A 19374-nucleotide genomic window follows, 5' to 3' on the forward strand; every position below is an offset into this window, starting at 1 on the left:
CAGGGCATCGGCGACACCATCCGCGTCTCCTTGTCGGCGCCGCCGGCCGAGGAGGTGAAGGTCGGTATCCAGATCCTGGAGTCGCTGAATCTGCGACAGCGTGGTCTGGAGATCGTCTCGTGCCCGTCGTGCGGTCGGGCGCAGGTGGATGTGTACAAGCTGGCCGAGGAGGTCACGGCTGGTCTGACGGGGATGGAGGTCCCGCTGCGGGTGGCCGTGATGGGTTGTGTGGTCAATGGTCCGGGGGAGGCCCGTGAGGCCGATCTGGGGGTGGCCTCCGGCAACGGCAAGGGGCAGATCTTCGTCAAGGGTGAGGTCATCAAGACCGTCCCGGAGTCGAAGATCGTGGAGACCCTGATCGAGGAGGCCATGAAGCTCGCCGCGCAGATGGAGGCCGAGGGCGTGGCCTCCGGCGAGCCGTCGGTATCCGTCGGGGAGTGACCCAGGGACGATCTCCCGCCCGTGCGGGGCGTGTACGGCTCCCTGCAACACGGTCGAACGCGCCCTCACCGACAGTGACTTCACCACGTGCGCCGACAAAGGCCGGATACAGCCGTCCCCGCGTCCACGGCCGACCCCGGTGTCCCACCGAGCCGCTCCCCAGGGGGCGGCGCGGCCCGGATCGGGCAGGTACAGTGCGGAGATCAGCGAAACCCCCAGCGTGAGGCCGCGCACGTGTTGACCCAGACCACCTCACGGGTGCTCGAACCGAGCGACCTGGACGCCGCGCTCGCCGTCCTCGACCGCGAGCCGGTCGCGAACGCCTTCGTGACGTCCCGGGTGCAGGTCGCCGGTCTGGACCCGTGGCGGCTCGGTGGCGAGATGTGGGGCTGGTACGAGGGCGGCATGCTGACGTCCCTGTGCTACGCGGGCGCCAACCTGGTCCCGATCTGCGCCACCCCCCGCGCGGTGCGCGCCTTCGCCGACCGGGCCCGGCGTGGCGGCCGTCGCTGTTCCTCCATCGTCGGCCCCGCCGAGTCCACCGCCGCGCTGTGGCAACTCCTCGAACCCAGCTGGGGCCCCGCCCGCGACGTGCGCGCCCACCAGCCGCTGATGGTCACCGACCGCATGCCCGCCGACATCGCCCCGGATCCCTTCGTCCGCCGCATCCGCAAGGACGAGATGGAGACGATCATCCCGGCCTGCGTGGCGATGTTCACCGAGGAGGTCGGCGTCTCCCCGCTCGCCGGTGACGGCGGCCTGCTCTACCAGGCCCGCGTCGCCGAACTCGTCGGCTCCGGCCGCTCCTTCGCCCGCCTCGACGAGCAGGGCAAGGTGATGTTCAAGGCGGAGATCGGCGCGGCGACCGCCCTGGCCTGCCAGATCCAGGGGGTATGGGTGGCACCGGAGTACCGGGGCACGGGACTTGCGGCACCGGGCATGGCGGCCGTCCTGCGGTACGCGCTGGCCGACGTGGCCCCGATGGTGAGTCTGTACGTGAACGACTTCAACACCCCGGCCCGGCGGACCTACCAGCGGGTGGGTTTCCAGGAGGTCGGCGCCTTCATGAGCGTGCTGTTCTAGTGCCCCGGCAGGCAGCGTTCGCCCCGTCGCGGCGCCCGGCACTCCCCCAAGCTCTTCGAGCAGGGGGGACCCCCACTCGCCGCACCGGCCGAAAGCCCAAGTACGTCCAGTACGAGGACTTCCGGCCGGCACGCCGAGAGCACGCTCCCCCAGGCTCTCGGCTTCGCCCGAGCAGGGGGGACCCCCATGACGTCACTCCTTGACGGGCGAACGTTGCCTTCCGGGGCACTAGCCCTGCTCCACTGTGCTGTTCTGAGGCTGGTGCGAGCCGGGTAGTCTCCCCGGCATGCCCAGTTTCCCCGGTCACGGACCCCGCCGCCCCGACGACGTCGTGATCGGTCCGCTCGACCTCCCGGCGCACGTCGACGAGGCTCTCGCCGTCCAGGCCGTGGCATTCGGCCTCGGCGCCGACGAGGTCGCCGTAAGGCGTCAGATCGTCCTGCGCCACATGACCTACCCCGGGGCCCGGGCGCTGGGCGCCACCACGGCCCGCGGCCTGCTCGTCGGCTTCGTCTACGGCATGCCCAACGACCGCACCCACTGGTGGTCGACCGTCGTCGAGCCCTACCTGCGCGCCCGCGGCCAGGACGCCTGGCTCGACGACTCCTTCGTGATCACCGAACTGCACGTCCACCCCCACTACCAGAACCGCGGCATCGGGCGCGCCCTGATCACCACCATCACCGACGGCGCCGCCGAGCCCCGCTCGATCCTCTCCGCCATCGACACCGACAGCCCGGCCCGCGGTCTGTACCACTCCCTCGGATACGAGGATCTGGCCCGGCAGGTCCTCTTCCCCAGCGCGCCCAGGCCGTACGCCGTGATGGGCGCCCCACTCCCGCTGCGTCGCCGATAGCCGATATCCGATTTCCACCGGCACGGCAAGCCCGGCTAACCTCCTAGCCATCACCCTCCCCCACTCCCGGGTTCGCTCGAGCGGGGGACCCCCATCGGCAGGAGTACGAGAACCATGGCGAACGCACCGGTCCAGCGCATGTCCCAGTTGATGGCGAAGACGCTGCGCGACGACCCGGCGGACGCGGAGGTCCTCAGCCACAAGCTGCTCGTCCGCGCCGGCTATGTCCGCCGCACCGCCGCCGGTGTGTGGACGTGGCTGCCGCTCGGCAAGAGGGTCCTCGCCAACGTGGAGCGGATCGTCCGCGAGGAGATGGACGCCATCGGCGCCCAGGAGGTGCTGCTGCCCGCCCTGCTGCCGCGCGAGCCCTACGAGGCCACCGGCCGCTGGGACGAGTACGGCCCCGAGCTGTTCCGCCTCAAGGACCGCAAGGGCGGCGACTACCTGCTCGGCCCCACCCACGAGGAGATCTTCACCCTGCTGGTGAAGGACCAGGCGTCCTCCTACAAGGACCTGCCGGTCATCCTCTACCAGATCCAGACCAAGTTCCGTGACGAGGCCCGGCCCCGCGCGGGCATCCTGCGCGGCCGCGAGTTCCTGATGAAGGACTCCTACTCCTTCGACCTCGCCGACGAGGGCCTCGCCGAGTCCTACGCCCTGCATCGCCAGGCCTACCAGCGCATCTTCGACCGCCTCGGCCTCGACTACCGCATCTGCGCCGCCACCGCGGGCGCGATGGGCGGCTCCAAGTCCGAGGAGTTCCTCGCCCCCGCGGGTGCCGGCGAGGACACCTTCGCGGACTGCCCGAACTGCGACTTCGCCGCCAACACGGAGGCGATCACGTACGAGCTCAAGCCGGTCGACGCCTCCGCCGTCCCGGCGGCCGAGGAGATCCCGACCCCGGACACCCCCACCATCGAGACCCTCGCCGCCTCTCTCGGCGTCCCGGCCTCCGCCACGCTGAAGAACCTCCTCGTCAAGGTCGACGGCGAGATCGTCGCCGTCGGCGTGCCCGGCGACCGCGAGGTCGACATGGACAAGGTCGAGGCGCACTTCGCACCGGCCACCGTCGAGATGGTCACCGAGGAGGACTTCGCCACCCGGCCGGACCTGGTCCGCGGCTACGTCGGCCCGCAGGGTCTGGAGAAGGTCCGCTGCATCGCCGACCCGCGGGTGGCCCCCGGCACCTCCTGGATCACCGGTGCGAACAAGGAGCACACGCACGCCAGGAACGTGGTCGCCGGCCGTGACTTCGAGGTCGACGAGTACGTGGACGTCGTGGTGGTGCAGGAGGGCGACCCCTGCCCGAAGTGCGGCACCGGCCTGAAGCTCGACCGCGCCATTGAGATCGGCCACATCTTCCAGCTCGGCCGGAAGTACACCGACGCCCTCAAGCTCGACGTCCTCGGCCAGAACGGCAAGCCGGTCCGCGTGACCATGGGCTCCTACGGCATCGGTGTCTCGCGGGCGGTCGCCGCCCTCGCCGAGCAGCACGCGGACGAGCAGGGTCTGGTCTGGCCCAAGGAGGTCGCACCGGCCGACGTGCACGTGGTCGCCGCGGGCAAGGCGCTGCAGACGGAGCTGGCCCTCGACCTGTCGCAGAAGCTCGCTGCGGCCGGGGTCCGCGTCCTGGTGGACGACCGGGCCGGCGTCTCACCGGGGGTGAAGTTCACGGACGCCGAGCTCATCGGCGTACCGCAGATCCTGGTCGCCGGGCGGCGCGCGGGCGAGGGCGTGGTCGAGCTGAAGGACCGCAGGACCGGCGAGCGCGAGGAGCTGACGGTGGACGAGGCGATCACCCGCCTCACCACCGCCTGATCCGCCCTTCTCACCACCAGCCGTCCGGCCGCCGGTCACCGACCGGCGGCCGGCGACGGTTTGCCGCACCCGCAGGTCAGAGCCAGGTGGCGAACTCCAGCAGCAGTTCCGCGTCCCGCGGCCGGCCCACCCGGCGCGCCCGCACCCCGGACTCCACGGCCCGGAACAGCGTCCACCCGCGCAGCCGCTCCTGGTCCACCTCCAGCGACTCCGCCAGGCGCTTGATCCGCCGACGGGTCGTGGCGGCGCCGGACGGCGAGGCGATCAGGTCCTCCACCCGGTCGCGGACCAGCCGGGCCAGGTCGAAGGCACCCTCGCCGACCACCGGGTCGGGGCCCACGGCCAGCCACGGCATCCGGTCCCCGGCCAGCACCTTGCTCTGCCGGAACGTGCCGTGCAGCAGCCGCTCCTCGGGTGGCGCGGCCAGCAGCTCCTCGCGGGCCGCGAGCGCCGCGTTCACCAGCGGGGCCACCTCGGCGTCGGTCCGGGCGCTCGCCCGCATCGCCTCGGCCTGCCGCCCGGTCCGCTCGGCGACGGTTTCGAACCGGTGGGCGTCGTCGTCACCGGGCGGCTCGACCCACAGCCGCCGCAGTGTGCCCGCCGCCTCCAGCAGCGCCTTCGCCTCGGGCAGCGACCGTACCGACATCTCCGGATGCAGCCGCTCCAGCAGCAGCGCGCCCTCGATCGACGGGGGTTCCAGGAGCTGGACGGCACCTCGCCCGCCCCAGTGCGCCAGCGCCGCCCGCTCGCTCTCCGGGCGGGCCCGCGGCGGGGCCAGTTTCAGGACGGCCGGGGTCCCGTCCGCCGTCCGCACCAGCACGACCAGGCTGCTGCGCCCGCCGGGCACCTGCACCCGCTCGACGGTCAACTCGCGTAGCGCGACGGCCTGCTGCGCCAGCTCGGGCAGCTTCTCCAACCAGTCGTCACCGCCCGGTGCCGTCTCACCGAGTGCCCGCACCAGACGTTGCGGCGGTTCGAAAGCCATGCGCGAGTGGTTCCTTCCTGGACGTGTTTGCTGTCACCGTGCGCCGAGGGCGCCTCCTGTGTCCGTCCTGCGCCGTGACGAGTCCTGTCCCTCCGCTCACTTCACGCTGTCGGTGTTGATGTCGCTGTCAGTGTCGCTGTCGGTGACGTCGTCGGAGCCGGTGTCGGCGCCGCCGAGGCAGTGCCGGTTCCGGCCCGCTCGGCGAGACCAGGGAAGGCTACGCTCTCCCCGCGCCAGCGCACCGCGCGGACCGCCGCCTCCCGCAGCGCCCCGGCGGCCTCGCGCCGCCGCCCGCCGTCGGTCGCCCGCACCAGGTCGGAGTACACCCCGGCCACGCGTTCCTCCAGCTCCGCGGCGAACCGGACCGCAGCGGCGGAGTCCGGCACCGGGAAGGGCAGCGCGTACGCCGCCGCCGAGGCCACCGGCCGGGCCCCCAGATCCCGTACCTCGCGGACGAGCGCGTCCCGCCGCGCCCGGTGGGCGTCGTACGCCGCCTGTGCCTCGGCGCGCCGCCGCTCATCGACCCGCCCACCGACGACCCCGTAGCCGTAGACGGCCGCGTGCTCCGCCGCGAGCGCCGCCTGGACGGCCTGGAGGCGCCGGTCCGTCGCCGCTTCCGTCGCCCCGCTCACTGGTCGCCCCCCGTCAGCAGGTAGGCGTGCGCCGCCCCGGCCGCCGCCACCGAGGCCAGCAGCCGGGCCAGCTCGCCCGGCACCTGGAGCAGCGCGTCGATCCGCCGGTCCGCGAGCGCCCGCTCGGCGTCGGCGAGACCGGCCAGGGCGTCCTTCTCGTCCCCGGGAACGGCGAGGGACGGCACGCCGGCAGCCGGCACCCCGCCCGCCCCCGGCGATGCCCCGGACCCCGCGGGCGCACCGGACCCGGCCTGCACACCGACAGTGCTGCCGAACGCCTCCCGATGTGCCACCACCTCTGCCCGCAGCGGCCGCAGCCGCTGCGCGAGCGCCGGGTGCGCGGCGATCACCGCGTCGTAGTGCTCCAGCAACTCCTGGCTGTCCCCGGCCGCAAGCGCGCGTGCCCGCTCGGACGGCGACGGGCTGCCGCTGGTACCCGCGTCGTCGGAACGTCCTGATCCGTCTGATCCGGCGGAGCAGCCCACCAGCAGCGCGGCGCCCGCGGCCGAGGCGAGCAGGCTCCGTCTGCGGGGTCCCGCGGGGACGCGCGGGGGCGGGGGGAACGGCACGGCAGTCGTCCTCGGGGGGAGTGCGAACGAGACGGAGTGCGAACGAGACCAGCGGGCCGGCAGCGCGGCTCGCGGTGATCACCGTACCCGCGCGCCCGCCGGGCATCACTCAGCGGCACCACCTCTGCGCAGGTGGACGGCAACACCCCCTGGGACCGGATACCCTTTGACCAGACACGCGACCCATCCCACAACAGCACACGCGGCCGAGGAGTCACCCGGATGAGCACCACCCAGAGCGAGAGGCTGCGGGAACTGCTGGAACCGCTCGTCGCCTCCCAGGGCCTGGATCTCGAAGAGATCGCCGTGGACTCGGTCGGACGCAAACGTGTGCTGCGCGTCGTCGTCGACTCCGACACCGGAGCGGACCTGGACCGGATCGCCGATGTGAGCCGTGCGCTCTCGGCGAGGCTCGACGAGACGGACGCGATGGGCGAGGGGGAGTACACCCTGGAGGTCGGCACCCCGGGCGCCGAGCGCCTCCTCGAGGAACACCGGCACTATGTGCGCGCCACGGGCCGGCTGGTGAAGTTCCAGCTGACCGAGGGCGGTGAGCTGGTGGCCAGGATCCTGAAGGTCGACGACGAAGGCCTCGACCTCGAAGTGCCCGGAGTCAAGGGCCGCAAGGCCACGACCCGCAGACTCGGCTTCCCGGACGTCGTGAAGGCGCGCGTGCAGGTCGAGTTCGGCCGCAAGGCCGACGACAACACAGGCATGAAGGAAGAGGAGGAGGCGTAGCCGTGGACATCGACATGAGTGCCCTGCGGGGCTTGGTTCGGGAGAAGGAGATCTCCTTCGACCTGCTGGTCGAGGCGATCGAGTCGGCCCTCCTCATCGCCTACCACCGCACCGAGGGAAGCCGCCGCCACGCGCGCGTGGAGCTCAACCGGGAGACCGGGCATGTGACCGTGTGGGCGAAGGAGGACCCCGAGGACCTCGAAGAGGGCCAGGAGCCCCGCGAGTTCGACGACACCCCGTCCGGCTTCGGCCGTATCGCCGCCACCACCGCCAAGCAGGTCATCCTGCAGCGGCTGCGCGACGCCGAGGACGACGCGACGCTCGGCGAGTACGCCGGGCGTGAGGGCGACATCGTCACCGGTGTGGTGCAGCAGGGCCGTGACCCGAAGAACGTGCTCGTCGACATCGGCAAGCTGGAGGCCATCCTGCCGGTGCAGGAGCAGGTTCCGGGCGAGACCTACCCGCACGGCATGCGCCTTCGCTCGTACGTCGTACGGGTGGCCAAGGGCGTCCGCGGACCGTCCGTGACGCTGTCCCGGACGCACCCCAGTCTGGTGAAGAAGCTCTTCGCCCTGGAGGTGCCCGAGATCGCCGACGGCTCGGTCGAGATCGCGGCGATCGCCCGTGAGGCCGGTCACCGCACCAAGATCGCCGTGAGGTCCACCCGTTCGGGCCTGAACGCCAAGGGAGCCTGCATCGGCCCCATGGGCGGCCGGGTGCGCAACGTCATGGGCGAGCTGAACGGCGAGAAGATCGACATCGTCGACTGGTCGGACGACCCCGCGGAGATGGTGGCCAACGCGCTGTCGCCGGCCCGTGTCTCCAAGGTGGAGGTCGTGGACATGGCGACCCGGTCGGCCCGGGTGACGGTGCCGGACTACCAGCTGTCACTGGCGATCGGCAAGGAGGGCCAGAACGCCCGCCTCGCGGCCAGGCTCACCGGCTGGCGGATCGACATCCGCCCGGACACCGAGCAGGTCTCCGAAGAATAGGACCACCCGGGGGATCACCCGGGAGTGGGAATAGATCTGAGCCGCAGGTCGCTCAGATCACGACAGTTCTGTGCCCAGCATGTGTTCGATCTTTGCCCCAAAGGGGTGAGGTCGACACGGGGAGGTAGACTTAGGAGTGTCTGGCCGGACGCGTGCCCGCGTATGCCCTGAACGCATCTGTGTGGGGTGCCGGGAGCGAGCGGCCAAGATCGAACTGTTGCGGACCGTGGCGGTCGAGGGCGAGTGCGTCCCCGATCCTCGCGGTACGCTGCCCGGCCGGGGTGCCTATGTGCACCCCGCCCCGGTCTGTCTTGACCAGGCGGTGCGCCGCCGGGCGTTTCCGCGGGCGCTCCGCGTCCCGGGACCGCTCGACGTAAAGGCGTTGCGCCACTACGTCGAGCAGGCAGATGGTTGCCGAAGCAGCGCCGCCCGCTTGCCGGGCGGTGCTGAGCAGGCAACACGGTAAGCAAGACATGTCGTACGGAACCCCCCCGTGCGGCCTGGTACCTCGCGAGTCGAAAGCAGGTCGAGATTGCGATGAGCACTCGATGAGTACGCGATGAGTACGCCCATGAACTAGCGACGGTCCGGCCGCAACCCGGACCTCAAAGGAGCGAAGTGGCTAAGGTCCGGGTCTACGAACTCGCCAAGGAGTTCGGTGTCGAGAGCAAGGTCGTCATGGCCAAGCTCCAGGAACTCGGTGAATTCGTCCGTTCGGCGTCCTCGACGATCGAGGCGCCCGTAGTACGCAAGCTGACTGACGCCTTCCAGCAGGGCAACGGCAGCGGCAAGTCCGCCGCGCGCCCGGCCGCCCCGAAGAAGGCCGCCCCCAAGCCCGCCGCGCCCTCCCCGGTGCAGGCGGCTCGTCCGGCTGCCCCGAAGCCGCCGGCCGCCCCCAAGCCTGCCGCGGCCCAGCAGCCCGCGGCTCCGTCGGCTCCGGCCGCCGGCCCGCGTCCGGTGCCGGGTCCGAAGCCCGCACCGCGTCCGGCCCCCGCGGCGCCCGCCACGCCGGAGTTCACCGCTCCGCCGTCGGCTCCGTCTCCGGCCGCCCCGAAGCCCGGCGTCCGTCCCGGCGCCCCCAAGCCCGGCGGCCGCCCCGGCGGTCCCGGTCAGGGCCAGGCCTCGCGTCCGGGCCAGGGTGCTCCGCGCTCCGGCGGCCAGGCCGCGCGTCCGGGTGGCCGTCCGGCCGGCCCGCGTCCGGGCAACAACCCCTTCACCTCCGGTGGCTCCACCGGCATGGCGCGCCCGCATGCGCCCCGCCCGCAGGGCGCCCGTCCGGGCGGTCCCGGTGCTCCCGGCGCCGGTCCCCGTCCGCAGGCGCCCGGCGCCCAGGGCGGCGGTCCGCGTCCCCAGGCTCCGGGCGGTTCGCGTCCTAGCCCGGGCTCGATGCCCCGTCCGCAGGGCGGTCCGCGTCCCGGCCCGGCCGGTCCGCGTCCCAACCCCGGCATGATGCCGCAACGTCCCGCTGCCGGTCCGCGTCCCGGACCCGGCGGTGGCGGCCGAGGCCCGGCCGGCGCCGGTCGTCCCGGTGGCGGCGGTGGCGGTCGTCCGGGCGGCGGCGGCTTCGCCGGTCGTCCCGGTGGCGGCGGTGGCGGTCGTCCGGGCGGCGGCGGCTTCGCCGGTCGTCCCGGTGGCGGCGGCCCCGGCGGCGGTGGCGGCGGCTTCGGTGGCGGCGGTGGCCGTCCCGGCTTCGGCGGCCGTCCGGGTGGTCCCGGTGGCCGTGGTGGCACGCAGGGCGCCTTCGGCCGTCCCGGCGGTCCGGCGCGTCGCGGCCGCAAGTCGAAGCGGCAGCGCCGTCAGGAGTACGAGGCCATGCAGGCCCCGTCGGTCGGCGGTGTGATGCTGCCTCGCGGCAACGGCGAGACCATTCGCCTGTCGCGCGGTGCGTCGCTCACCGACTTCGCGGAGAAGATCAACGCCAACCCGGCGTCCCTCGTCGCGGTCATGATGAACCTGGGCGAGATGGTCACGGCCACGCAGTCCGTCTCCGACGAGACGCTGCAGCTCCTCGCCGGCGAGATGAACTACGCGGTTCAGATCGTCAGCCCCGAGGAGGAGGACCGCGAGCTGCTCGAGTCCTTCGACATCGAGTTCGGCGAGGACGAGGGCGACGAGGAGGACCTGGTGGTCCGTCCGCCGGTCGTCACCGTCATGGGTCACGTCGACCACGGAAAGACCCGACTGCTCGACGCCATCCGCAAGACCAACGTCATCGCGGGCGAGGCCGGCGGCATCACCCAGCACATCGGTGCCTACCAGGTCGCGACCGAGGTCAACGACGAAGAGCGCAAGATCACCTTCATCGACACCCCGGGTCACGAGGCGTTCACCGCCATGCGTGCCCGTGGTGCGAAGTCGACCGACATCGCGATCCTGGTCGTCGCGGCCAACGACGGCGTCATGCCGCAGACGGTCGAGGCGCTCAACCACGCCAAGGCGGCCGACGTCCCGATCGTGGTCGCGGTCAACAAGATCGACGTCGAGGGTGCCGACCCGACCAAGGTGCGCGGTCAGCTGACCGAGTACGGCCTGGTGGCCGAGGAGTACGGCGGCGACACGATGTTCGTCGACATCTCCGCCAAGCAGGGTCTGCACATCGACTCGCTGCTGGAAGCGGTCATCCTGACCGCCGACGCCTCGCTCGACCTGCGGGCCAACCCGCACCAGGACGCGCAGGGCATCTCGATCGAGTCCCGTCTCGACCGCGGCCGTGGTGCCGTGGCGACGGTCCTCGTCCAGCGAGGCACGCTGCGGGTCGGCGACACGATGGTCGTGGGCGACGCCTACGGTCGCGTCCGCGCCATGCTCGACGACAACGGCAACAACGTGGCCGAGGCCGGCCCGTCGACGCCGGTCCAGGTCCTGGGCCTGACCAACGTCCCGGGTGCGGGCGACAACTTCCTGGTGGTCGACGAGGACCGTACGGCCCGTCAGATCGCCGAGAAGCGCGCCGCCCGCGAGCGCAACGCCGCGTTCGCCAAGCGCACGCGCCGCGTCTCCCTCGAGGACCTGGACAAGGTGCTCAAGGCCGGCGAGGTCCAGCAGCTCAACCTCATCATCAAGGGTGACGCTTCTGGTTCCGTCGAGGCGCTCGAGTCCTCCCTGCTCCAGCTGGACGTCGGCGAAGAGGTCGACATCCGCGTCCTGCACCGCGGCGTCGGTGCGGTCACGGAGTCGGACATCGACCTGGCGATGGGCTCGGACGCCATCGTGATCGGCTTCAACGTGCGCGCCGCCGGGCGTGCCGCGCAGATGGCCGAGCGTGAGGGCGTGGACGTCCGGTACTACTCGGTCATCTACCAGGCGATCGAGGAGATCGAGGCGGCCCTCAAGGGCATGCTCAAGCCGGAGTACGAGGAGGTCGAGCTCGGCACGGCGGAAATCCGCGAGGTCTTCCGTTCGTCCAAGCTGGGCAACATCGCGGGTGTGCTCATCCGCTCCGGCGAGGTCCGCCGCAACAGCAAGGCGCGCCTCATCCGCGACGGCAAGGTCATCGCGGAGAACCTCAACATCGAGGGTCTGCGTCGCTTCAAGGACGACGTCACCGAGATCCGCGAAGGCTACGAGGGTGGTATCAACCTCGGAAACTTCAACGACATCAAGGTCGACGACGTCATCGCGACGTACGAGATGCGCGAGAAGCCGCGGGCGTAACGCCCACGGCCGCCGCCGGCCGACGGGACCACGTCCCGTCGGCCGGCTCGCCGTCCTCCCGGGGGCCGCTGCCCCCGACCCCCGTGTCGGCCCGAACGCCCTCGTCCTCGATCACCGGACGGGTCGGCTGAGACGGCCGCCAGAAGCCTGGAGGGCGGCGTCCGCCTCCGGCAGGGGCCTCGCCCCGCACCTCGCGGGGCGAGGCCCCTTCGGCTGCAGCCCGAATCCGCCGAGGTCCGCAGGGGTGCAGCCCCCGCAGGGGCCTGAGGCGGAGCCTGCGAGGGATGCAACGAAGTCCGGGCCCCGGGTGGACTCTGTGAGGGGTGCAGGGGGCGCAGCCCCCGCCGGGGTCCGGGGCGGAGCCCCAGGGCTGGGCACCTCTTGGCCTGCCGAGTCGGGTGGTGGGCGGGCACAGGAAACCCCGTCGAGCCACCGGCAGGGTTCGCGGTACCGTTCTTGATGTCCCTGCCCCACACCGACGGCAGGGCCATCGACCCCGCACCGGCGGGCAACCCGGTTACACACATGTACGTGGGGACTCTGTCCTTCGACCTCCTCCTCGGCGACGTCCACTCGCTGAAGGAGAAGCGCTCCGTCGTCCGCCCGATCGTCGCCGAGCTCCAGCGCAGATTTGCGGTGAGCGCGGCCGAGGTGGACCACACGAACCTCCACCGGCGGGCCCTCATCGGCCTCGCCGTGGTCTCCGGCGACGCGGCGCACCTGACCGACGTACTGGACCGCTGCGAGCGGCTGGTCGCGGGCCGCCCGGAGGTGGAGCTGCTGTCCGTCAGGCGGCGCTTCCACGGTGAAGACGACTGACGACCCATAGCCACAGAACGCAGAAGAAGAAAGAACGGGAGACGGACCAGTGGCCGACAACGCGCGGGCGAAAAAGCTGGCGGACCTCATCCGAGAGGTGGTGGCCCAGAAGCTGCAGCGCGGGATCAAGGACCCGCGGCTCGGCTCGCACGTCACCATCACGGACACCCGGGTCACGGGTGACCTGCGGGAGGCGACCGTCTTCTACACGGTCTACGGGGACGACGAGGAGCGGAAGGCCGCGGCCGCCGGTCTGGAGAGCGCCAAGGGCATCCTGCGCTCCGAGGTCGGCCGCGCGGCGGGCGTGAAGTTCACGCCGACCCTCACCTTCGTCGCGGACGCCCTCCCGGACACCGCCCGGAACATCGAGGACCTCCTCGACAAGGCGCGCGCCTCCGACGCCAAGGTGCGTGAGGCGTCCGCGGGCGCCGCCTACGCCGGCGACGCGGACCCGTACCGCAAGCCGGGCTCCGAAGACGAGGCCGACGAGACGGACGACACCGCCGAATGACCAGCAAGCCCACCCCGCCCGACGGCCTCGTCATCGTCGACAAGCCGTCGGGCTTCACTTCGCACGACGTGGTCGCCAAGATGCGCGGGATCGCCAGGACCCGCCGCGTCGGCCACGCCGGCACCCTCGACCCCATGGCGACCGGCGTCCTCGTCCTCGGCGTGGAGAAGGCCACCAAGCTCCTCGGCCACCTCGCGCTGACCGAGAAGGAGTACCTCGGCACCATCCGGCTCGGACAGACCACGATCACGGACGACGCCGAGGGGGAGATCACTTCCTCCACGGATGCCTCCAAGGTCGCCCGCGACGCCGTCGACACCGGTATCGCCAAGCTGACCGGCGACATCATGCAGGTGCCGTCCAAGGTCAGCGCCATCAAGATCGACGGCGTACGGTCGTACAAGCGGGCCCGGGAGGGCGAGGAATTCGAGATCCCGGCCCGGCCCGTCACCGTCTCCTCCTTCGAGGTGTACGACGTCCGGGACGCCGTGGCCGAGGACGGCACCCCCGTGCTCGACCTGGTGGTCTCGGTGGTGTGCTCCTCCGGCACCTACATCCGTGCCCTGGCCCGCGACCTCGGCGCCGACCTCGGCGTCGGCGGTCATCTCACGGCGCTGCGCCGCACCCGCGTCGGCCCGTACAAACTGGACTCCGCGAAGTCGTTGGAGCAGCTCCAGCAGGAGCTGACCGTGATGCCGATCGCGCAGGCGGCCGCGGCCGCGTTCCCCCGCTGGGACGTGGATGCCCGGCGCGCCCGGCTGCTCACCAACGGTGTCCGGCTGGACATGCCCGAGGAGTACGCGGGCGCCGGGCCGGTGGCCGTCTTCGACCCCGAGCAGCGCTTCCTCGCACTCGTGGAGGAGCACCGGGGCAAGGCCAGGAGCCTGGCCGTCTTCGCCTGAGGGAAACTGCGGCAGGAGGCGGAAGGCTGCGGCAGGGCGGCGCGGGAGCGCGTCACATCTGCCCGTGGAGCGGCGGTCACGGGGTGTTTCTCAGCCGCCGCTCCACGGTCCCCCCTCGGTTCCCCCACCCCTAGGGTCTATCCAGCCGCCCTGGCCTATTCACCCGACCGTGCGGGCGCTCGGAGTGAACCGAGGGGGTGCAAGGGGGCGCTTTCCCCGCGCGATCTGTCCCGCTGATCATCGTGCGCCTACCGTCGGGGCAGGCACAGATGTACGGCGGGGAGGTTCGACCATGGCGGGACGGAGCACCCGGGCGACCAGGACCCACCGCCGGATGCCGGACGGCGCGGACGAGGCCCACGAGAGTGGTGGGTCAGACGAGGGGGACGGCGAAGCCGGCCCTGCCGCCGGGACCGGCGGAGCCGGAGCGGCCCTCGGGGCCACCGAGGCCGGCGCGGCACCTGAGGCCGGGCAGGCCCCCGGGCCCCGTACCGGCCGGCACGCGGTCCGGGCGGTACGGAGAGGTCCGGATGCGGCCGACACGGCCCGGAAGCGGGCCGCCGAGGACCGCGACCGCGCCCTGGACGCATCCCTGGTGGCGATCCGCGACCTGGCCGGACGGCTCCGCGGCACCGGCTTCGCCGTCGACCACCACGGCACGGTGATCACCAGCCATGAGGTCGTCGACGGACTCTCCCGCCTCGTGCTGCACCCGCCCGGCGACGCCGACCGGACCTGCGTGGTGAGCGCGGACGAGGTGACCGGGCTGCCCGGTCTCGGCCTGGCTCTGGTGCGGAGCGCGGGACTCGGACTGGATCCGCTTCCGCTGACCGTGCGGGACCGGGTCGAGACGGGGACGTACGTCCGGATCATGGCCGGCTGCTGGCGCGAGGCCCGGGTGCTGGGCACCACCTGCGTGACGTACACGGCCACCGACCGCTTCCATCTCGTCGACGGCGTACTGGAGTTGGCGATCGGCACGGCGGGCCGCGACGCGCTCCGGCCGGGCGGCGGGGCGGCCGGGGGACCGGTGCTCGACGCCGCGACCGGAGCGGTGGTCGCCGTCCTCGGCACCGCTCTCCAGGCCGGCCACCGGGACACCGGGTTCGCCGTACCGCTGCTGCCCCGTCTCGGCCTGGCGCGAGCAGCGACGACTGCCGACGCCGAGGGCCCGCTCGCCGAGCTGCTCGCCCGCAACGCGGCCACCGCTCCCGCCTACGGCCCCGACCTGAACCTGGCGGGCCTCCTCGAACTCACCGCCACCTCGGTGGCCCAGGACGGCCCCCCGGAAGCACTGGTGACCCAGCCGTCGGCAGATCCTGGCCGGCCCAGGGGCGGCGGGCCGTCGGCGCATCCGGGCCCGAAGACGGTGGCCGGGGGCTTCGAGCAGACCGCCGACCCCACCGCGCAGGACACGGCCGCGGGCCTCGCACCAGCCGTGGTCCCGGTCGAACGCGCCGATGTCGTAAGGGAGTTCGTGAGGTTCGTGAACAGCGAGGCCGTCGTCCTCGGCCTCGTCGGTGCCCCCGGTACGGGGCGTACGACGGAGCTCGCCGCGCTCGCCGCCCGCCGCACCCGTGGGTCCGCACCCGCGCCCACTCTGTGGCTGCGCGGCGCCGACCTGCTCGACACCGACACCTCGGTCGCGGACGCGGCACAGCGGGCGCTGGACCGGGCGGCCCGCATCGTCGCGGCCTCCCGGACACCCCTGCCCACCGACCTCACCGACCTCACGCCGGAACGCCTCGCCCACCTCGCCGACACCACCGGCCGCCCCCTGCTGCTCCTCCTCGACGGTCCGGAGGAGATGCCGTCGGGCCTGGCCCACCGCCTCCGCGAGTGGACCCGGGAGACGGCCCAGTGGCTGCGCGAGCACGGAACGCGGCTGGTGGTGGCGTGCCGGGAGGAGTACTGGGAGGAGGCGGGGGCCCAGTTCCCCGACGAGCTGCTGTACGGCCCGGCCGCGCCACTCCACGCCCCGCCCCGGGCACACCCCGCCTCCCCGCTCCCGCCCTGCCTCCGCCTGGCCGACCTCACCCCCGAAGAGGCCCGGCACGCCCGCCTGCGTCACGGCATCCCGGACGGAGCCCTGGCGCAGGCCGACGCCCGCCACCCCCTCACCCTCCGGCTGCTCTCCCAGGTGCGCGCCGCCCTCCCCGGCGCGCACCTGACCGGCCTCGGGCGCGACGACGTCCTCGCGGCCCATCTGGACCTGATGTGCCTGCGCATCGCCGTCCGCCTCGCCGCCCGGAACGGTCTGCGCGGCACCGCGGTACGGCGGCTCGCGGCGAAGGTCTCCGGTCAGGTGCACGAGGCCGCCCGCCGCAGCCTCGGCCCCGGCCGCAGCGAACTGGACCGGGCGTCGTTCGAGGAGGTCTTCCCGTGGGGCCCCGCCCCGGCCCGCCTCGGTGGCGGCACCGGATGGGCGTCCGCCGTCCTGGCCGAGGGCCTCCTCGTCCCCGCGGGCAACGGCTACCGCTTCGCGCACGAGGAGCTCGCCGACTGGATCCAGGGCACCCACCTGGACCTGGACGAGGCGCTGCGCGTCCTGGTCCACCGCCGCCGCACCCCCGGCGAGCCGCACCCCCCGGTGCCGGTCCCGCACCACCGCATCGGCCCCGTCGTGCAGGCTCTGCTGCTCCTGGCCCGCCAGCACGGCACCCGCCGACTGGCCGTCCGCCTGGAGGAGTTGGTGTGCGCCCTGGACACCGACACGCAGTCCTGGTGGGCCTCCCGGCTGCTCACCGCGGTCCTGCTGAGCGTCCCGGACGCGACGCCGTACACCGGTGTGCTGCGGCTGCTCGCCGACCGGATCGTGGCCTGGCGTCACTGCGAGCTGCCCGTGCCGCTCGCCTTCGGCCCCGGCTTCTGGACCGCGCTGCCCATCCCGGACGCCGACCGCTGCGACCTGCTCCGGCGCCTCGTCCTCGCCGACGGCGCCCCGCACACCGGCGGCGCGCCCCGCTACCTCGACGCGGTCGCACAGCTCCTCGCCGCCGACCCCGCCGCCGTCCAGCCCCACCTGACCCGCTGGTTCAACGACGATCGGCTGCTGCCCGCGACCCCGCACGCGACGGTGGCCACGGCCGCCCAGGCACTGCTGCACACCCACCGGCACCGCGCCCCGGACGACCTCACCGAGGTGCTGGCCGATTGTGCACACGGGCGCGCCGACGAGCTGCTCGCCGCCCTGGCCGAGGAGGAGCCGTCCGCGCTGTGCCGGGCCGTGTACCGGTGGGCGCACGACGAACGCCCGGCCCGACGGACCGCGGCCGTGACGTACGGGCTGCGCGCCGCACCTCATGTCCTGACCGAGGCCGATCGCGAGCTGCTGCGCCACGCCGCCCTCACCGTGCTCGCCCGCCCCGCCGACGCCGCCCTGCACGGCGGCGCGCTCGCCCTCCTGGTCCGGGACCCGCAGACCCGCTCCCGCCATCTCCCACAGGCGGTGCGCCACTTCACGGTGGCCGATCCGCACCTGCCGCCGAGCGCACTGGTCCCGGCCCTGGCCACCCACCCCGAGGCGGTCCTGGCAGCCTTCGCCGACCGGCTGCGCCGGGGATGCGACACCGGCGAGACGCTGCGCACCCTCGCCGACGTCACCACGCCCGACCTCGCGCGCCGGGTCGCCGTCCTCCTCCGCGAGGCGGTGGCCCGGCGGCCGGAGACCGCCGGGCAGGTGGCGGAGTACGTGGACCGGCGCCTGGACCGGGATCCGGGCTGCCGGGCCGTGCTGGTCCCTCTGGTCACCGGGGTGCTGGACGGCGGTCCGGAACAGGTGCGGGCCGCCCTGGCCGGTGTGCTGGGCGGCCCCGGGGCCCCGGCCTCGCGCTCCCTGCGCCGGGAGCTCCTCGACGCTCTCCTGGCCCGCGAACGTGAGCCCGCCGTCCTGGACGCGGTGCTGCACGCCGCCGCACCCGGCGCCGACGAGGACCTCCGCCACCTCGTCCACCGCACCGGCCTGCTCCTGGTCCGCACTCCGGAGGGCGCGGCCGTCTTCGACCGGGGTCTGGTCGAACTGGGCCGGCACGTCCCCGGTTTCGCCGCCCGCGTGGTCGGCTGGCTGACCGACACCCCGCAGGACTGGGCCGCGGTGGTGGGGCCCAGTGCCCGCCGGACCATCGAGAACCTGGCAGGCGTCCGCGTCCCGGTCTGAGCGTGAGCGGGCGGTCGCGTCCGACCGGTCCCACAGGCAGCGCCGTACGTGCGTCGTCCCGCGCGACGGCGGGCCGGTACGTGCGCCGTCCCGCTCCACGGCCGGCGGGTACGTGCGCCACGTCACAGCGCCCCATGCCGATGCGGGGCGGCGACGCGGGGCATGGCACCCTTAGACCTGCGGACAAGGCAACCAAGGCATCACGGACACGGGTTCGACGAGGAGCGGTCACAGTGCAGCGCTGGCGTGGCTTGGAGGACATCCCCCAGGACTGGGGGCGCAGCGTCGTCACCATCGGCTCCTACGACGGTGTGCACCGCGGGCACCAGCTGATCATCAGGCACGCCGTGGAGCGCGCCCGGGAGCTCGGCGTCCCCTCCGTCGTGGTCACCTTCGACCCGCACCCGAGCGAGGTCGTCCGCCCCGGCAGCCACCCGCCGCTGCTCGCCGCGCACCACCGCCGCGCCGAGCTGATGGCGGAGCTGGGGGTGGACGCGGTGCTGATCCTCCCGTTCACGACCGAGTTCTCGAAGCTGTCGCCGGCCGACTTCGTGGTGAAGGTCCTGGTCGACAAGCTGCACGCCAAGGCGGTCGTCGAGGGCCCGAACTTCCGTTTCGGCCACAAGGCGGCGGGCAACGTGGAGTTTCTCGTCGAGCAGGGCAAGATCTACGACTTCGAGGTCGAGGTCGTCGACCTGTACGTCACCGGTGAGGCGGGCGGCGGCGAGCCGTTCTCCTCGACGCTGACCCGGCGCCTGGTCGCCGAGGGCGACGTCGGAGGCGCCCGCGAGATCCTGGGCCGCCCGCACCGGGTGGAGGGCGTCGTGGTCCGCGGCGCCCAGCGCGGCCGTGAGCTGGGCTTCCCCACGGCCAATGTGGAGACGCTGCCGCACACCGCGATCCCCGCCGACGGTGTCTACGCCGGATACCTGCACGCGCAGGGCGAAGCGATGCCCGCCGCGATCTCCGTCGGCACCAACCCGCAGTTCGACGGCACCGAGCGCACGGTCGAGGCGTACGCCATCGACCGCGTCGGACTCGACCTGTACGGCCTGCACGTCGCGGTGGACTTCCTGGCCTTCGTCCGCGGCCAGGCCCGGTTCGACTCTCTTGACGAGCTGCTCGAAACGATGGCCGGGGACGTCGAGAAGTGCCGGGAGATCATCGCGGCCCACGAGAAGCAGCCGCGCTAGAACACCCCCTGGCCCCGCCCGGCCG

At 73.0% G+C, this 19374-nt stretch carries 16 protein-coding genes; 13 read left to right on the forward strand and 3 right to left on the reverse strand.

The window, feature by feature from the left end; translation table 11 throughout:
• From AB0A61_RS35920 to AB0A61_RS35935, 4 genes are all read left to right on the forward strand, one after another.
• On the forward strand, window positions 1–441 hold a 441-nt coding region (locus tag AB0A61_RS35920; protein WP_361302143.1), incomplete at its 5' end, for a flavodoxin-dependent (E)-4-hydroxy-3-methylbut-2-enyl-diphosphate synthase.
• Between the two features lie 234 nt (window positions 442–675).
• A complete protein-coding gene (locus AB0A61_RS35925; RefSeq protein WP_361302146.1) occupies window positions 676–1524 on the forward strand; it encodes a GNAT family N-acetyltransferase in 849 nt (282 codons plus the stop codon).
• Window positions 1525–1810: 286 nt separating this feature from the next.
• Complete coding sequence (locus AB0A61_RS35930; RefSeq protein WP_361302149.1) at window positions 1811–2380, forward strand: GNAT family N-acetyltransferase; 570 nt, start codon at window positions 1811–1813, stop codon at window positions 2378–2380.
• A gap of 114 nt (window positions 2381–2494) precedes the next feature.
• Window positions 2495–4198 (forward strand): proline--tRNA ligase, encoded by a 1704-nt coding sequence (locus AB0A61_RS35935; RefSeq protein ID WP_361302152.1) that lies wholly within the window; start codon window positions 2495–2497, stop codon window positions 4196–4198.
• Window positions 4199–4274: 76 nt separating this feature from the next.
• Here the strand turns inward: AB0A61_RS35935 and AB0A61_RS35940 are convergent, their stop codons facing one another.
• From AB0A61_RS35940 to AB0A61_RS35950, 3 genes are all read right to left on the reverse strand, one after another.
• Complete coding sequence (locus AB0A61_RS35940; protein WP_361302155.1) at window positions 4275–5183, reverse strand: aminoglycoside phosphotransferase family protein; 909 nt, start codon at window positions 5181–5183, stop codon at window positions 4275–4277.
• 101 nt (window positions 5184–5284) lie between these two features.
• The gene (locus tag AB0A61_RS35945) at window positions 5285–5815 is read right to left on the reverse strand and encodes a ferritin-like domain-containing protein (protein WP_361302158.1); all 531 of its coding nucleotides are present in this window, start codon (window positions 5813–5815) and stop codon (window positions 5285–5287) included.
• Window positions 5812–6384 carry a hypothetical protein gene (locus tag AB0A61_RS35950; protein WP_361302160.1) on the reverse strand — a complete coding sequence of 191 codons (573 nt, stop codon included), beginning with the start codon at window positions 6382–6384 and terminating at the stop codon, window positions 5812–5814. The genes AB0A61_RS35945 and AB0A61_RS35950 overlap by 4 nt, the downstream gene beginning before the upstream one ends.
• Before the next feature lie 222 nt (window positions 6385–6606).
• On the opposite strand from AB0A61_RS35950, the gene rimP reads away from it, so the two are divergent.
• From rimP to AB0A61_RS35995, 9 genes are all read left to right on the forward strand, one after another.
• Window positions 6607–7122, forward strand: a complete 516-nt coding sequence (rimP, locus tag AB0A61_RS35955; protein ID WP_361302163.1) for a ribosome maturation factor RimP — start codon at window positions 6607–6609, stop codon at window positions 7120–7122.
• A gap of 2 nt (window positions 7123–7124) precedes the next feature.
• Window positions 7125–8114, forward strand: a complete 990-nt coding sequence (gene nusA, locus AB0A61_RS35960) for a transcription termination factor NusA (protein WP_361302166.1) — start codon at window positions 7125–7127, stop codon at window positions 8112–8114.
• Between the two features lie 136 nt (window positions 8115–8250).
• A complete protein-coding gene (locus AB0A61_RS35965) occupies window positions 8251–8580 on the forward strand; it encodes a YlxR family RNase P modulator (protein WP_361302169.1) in 330 nt (109 codons plus the stop codon).
• A gap of 152 nt (window positions 8581–8732) precedes the next feature.
• Window positions 8733–11768: a translation initiation factor IF-2 gene (gene infB, locus AB0A61_RS35970; protein WP_361302172.1), complete on the forward strand. Its 3036-nt coding sequence runs from the start codon at window positions 8733–8735 to the stop codon at window positions 11766–11768.
• Between the two features lie 525 nt (window positions 11769–12293).
• Entirely contained in the window at window positions 12294–12587 is a 294-nt protein-coding gene (locus AB0A61_RS35975; protein ID WP_361302252.1) for a DUF503 domain-containing protein, read from the forward strand.
• Between the two features lie 49 nt (window positions 12588–12636).
• Window positions 12637–13098 carry a 30S ribosome-binding factor RbfA gene (gene rbfA, locus AB0A61_RS35980; protein ID WP_361302175.1) on the forward strand — a complete coding sequence of 154 codons (462 nt, stop codon included), beginning with the start codon at window positions 12637–12639 and terminating at the stop codon, window positions 13096–13098.
• Window positions 13095–14000 carry a tRNA pseudouridine(55) synthase TruB gene (truB, locus tag AB0A61_RS35985; RefSeq protein WP_361302178.1) on the forward strand — a complete coding sequence of 302 codons (906 nt, stop codon included), beginning with the start codon at window positions 13095–13097 and terminating at the stop codon, window positions 13998–14000. Before rbfA ends, truB begins: the two co-directional genes overlap by 4 nt.
• 595 nt (window positions 14001–14595) lie before the next feature.
• Entirely contained in the window at window positions 14596–18156 is a 3561-nt protein-coding gene (locus tag AB0A61_RS35990) for a trypsin-like peptidase domain-containing protein (protein WP_361302255.1), read from the forward strand.
• 233 nt (window positions 18157–18389) lie between these two features.
• Window positions 18390–19349, forward strand: coding sequence for a bifunctional riboflavin kinase/FAD synthetase (locus AB0A61_RS35995; protein WP_361302180.1), 960 nt, complete (start codon window positions 18390–18392; stop codon window positions 19347–19349).
• The last annotated feature ends 25 nt before the right edge of the window (window positions 19350–19374 follow it).

It is taken from the genome of Streptomyces sp. NPDC046197 (genome assembly GCF_040646295.1).
Lineage (GTDB): Bacteria > Actinomycetota > Actinomycetes > Streptomycetales > Streptomycetaceae > Streptomyces.

What these genes read in the sequence shown, in the direction of transcription:
- AB0A61_RS35930 (WP_361302149.1), top strand. Translation starts at nt 1,811, where the DNA reads ATGCCCAGTTTCCCCGGTCACGGACCCCGCCGCCCCGACGACGTCGTG.
- truB (WP_361302178.1), top strand. Translation starts at nt 13,095, where the DNA reads ATGACCAGCAAGCCCACCCCGCCCGACGGCCTCGTCATCGTCGACAAG.
- AB0A61_RS35935 (WP_361302152.1), top strand. Translation starts at nt 2,495, where the DNA reads ATGGCGAACGCACCGGTCCAGCGCATGTCCCAGTTGATGGCGAAGACG.
- AB0A61_RS35940 (WP_361302155.1), bottom strand. Translation starts at nt 5,183, where the DNA reads ATGGCTTTCGAACCGCCGCAACGTCTGGTGCGGGCACTCGGTGAGACG.
- AB0A61_RS35975 (WP_361302252.1), top strand. Translation starts at nt 12,294, where the DNA reads ATGTACGTGGGGACTCTGTCCTTCGACCTCCTCCTCGGCGACGTCCAC.
- rimP (WP_361302163.1), top strand. Translation starts at nt 6,607, where the DNA reads ATGAGCACCACCCAGAGCGAGAGGCTGCGGGAACTGCTGGAACCGCTC.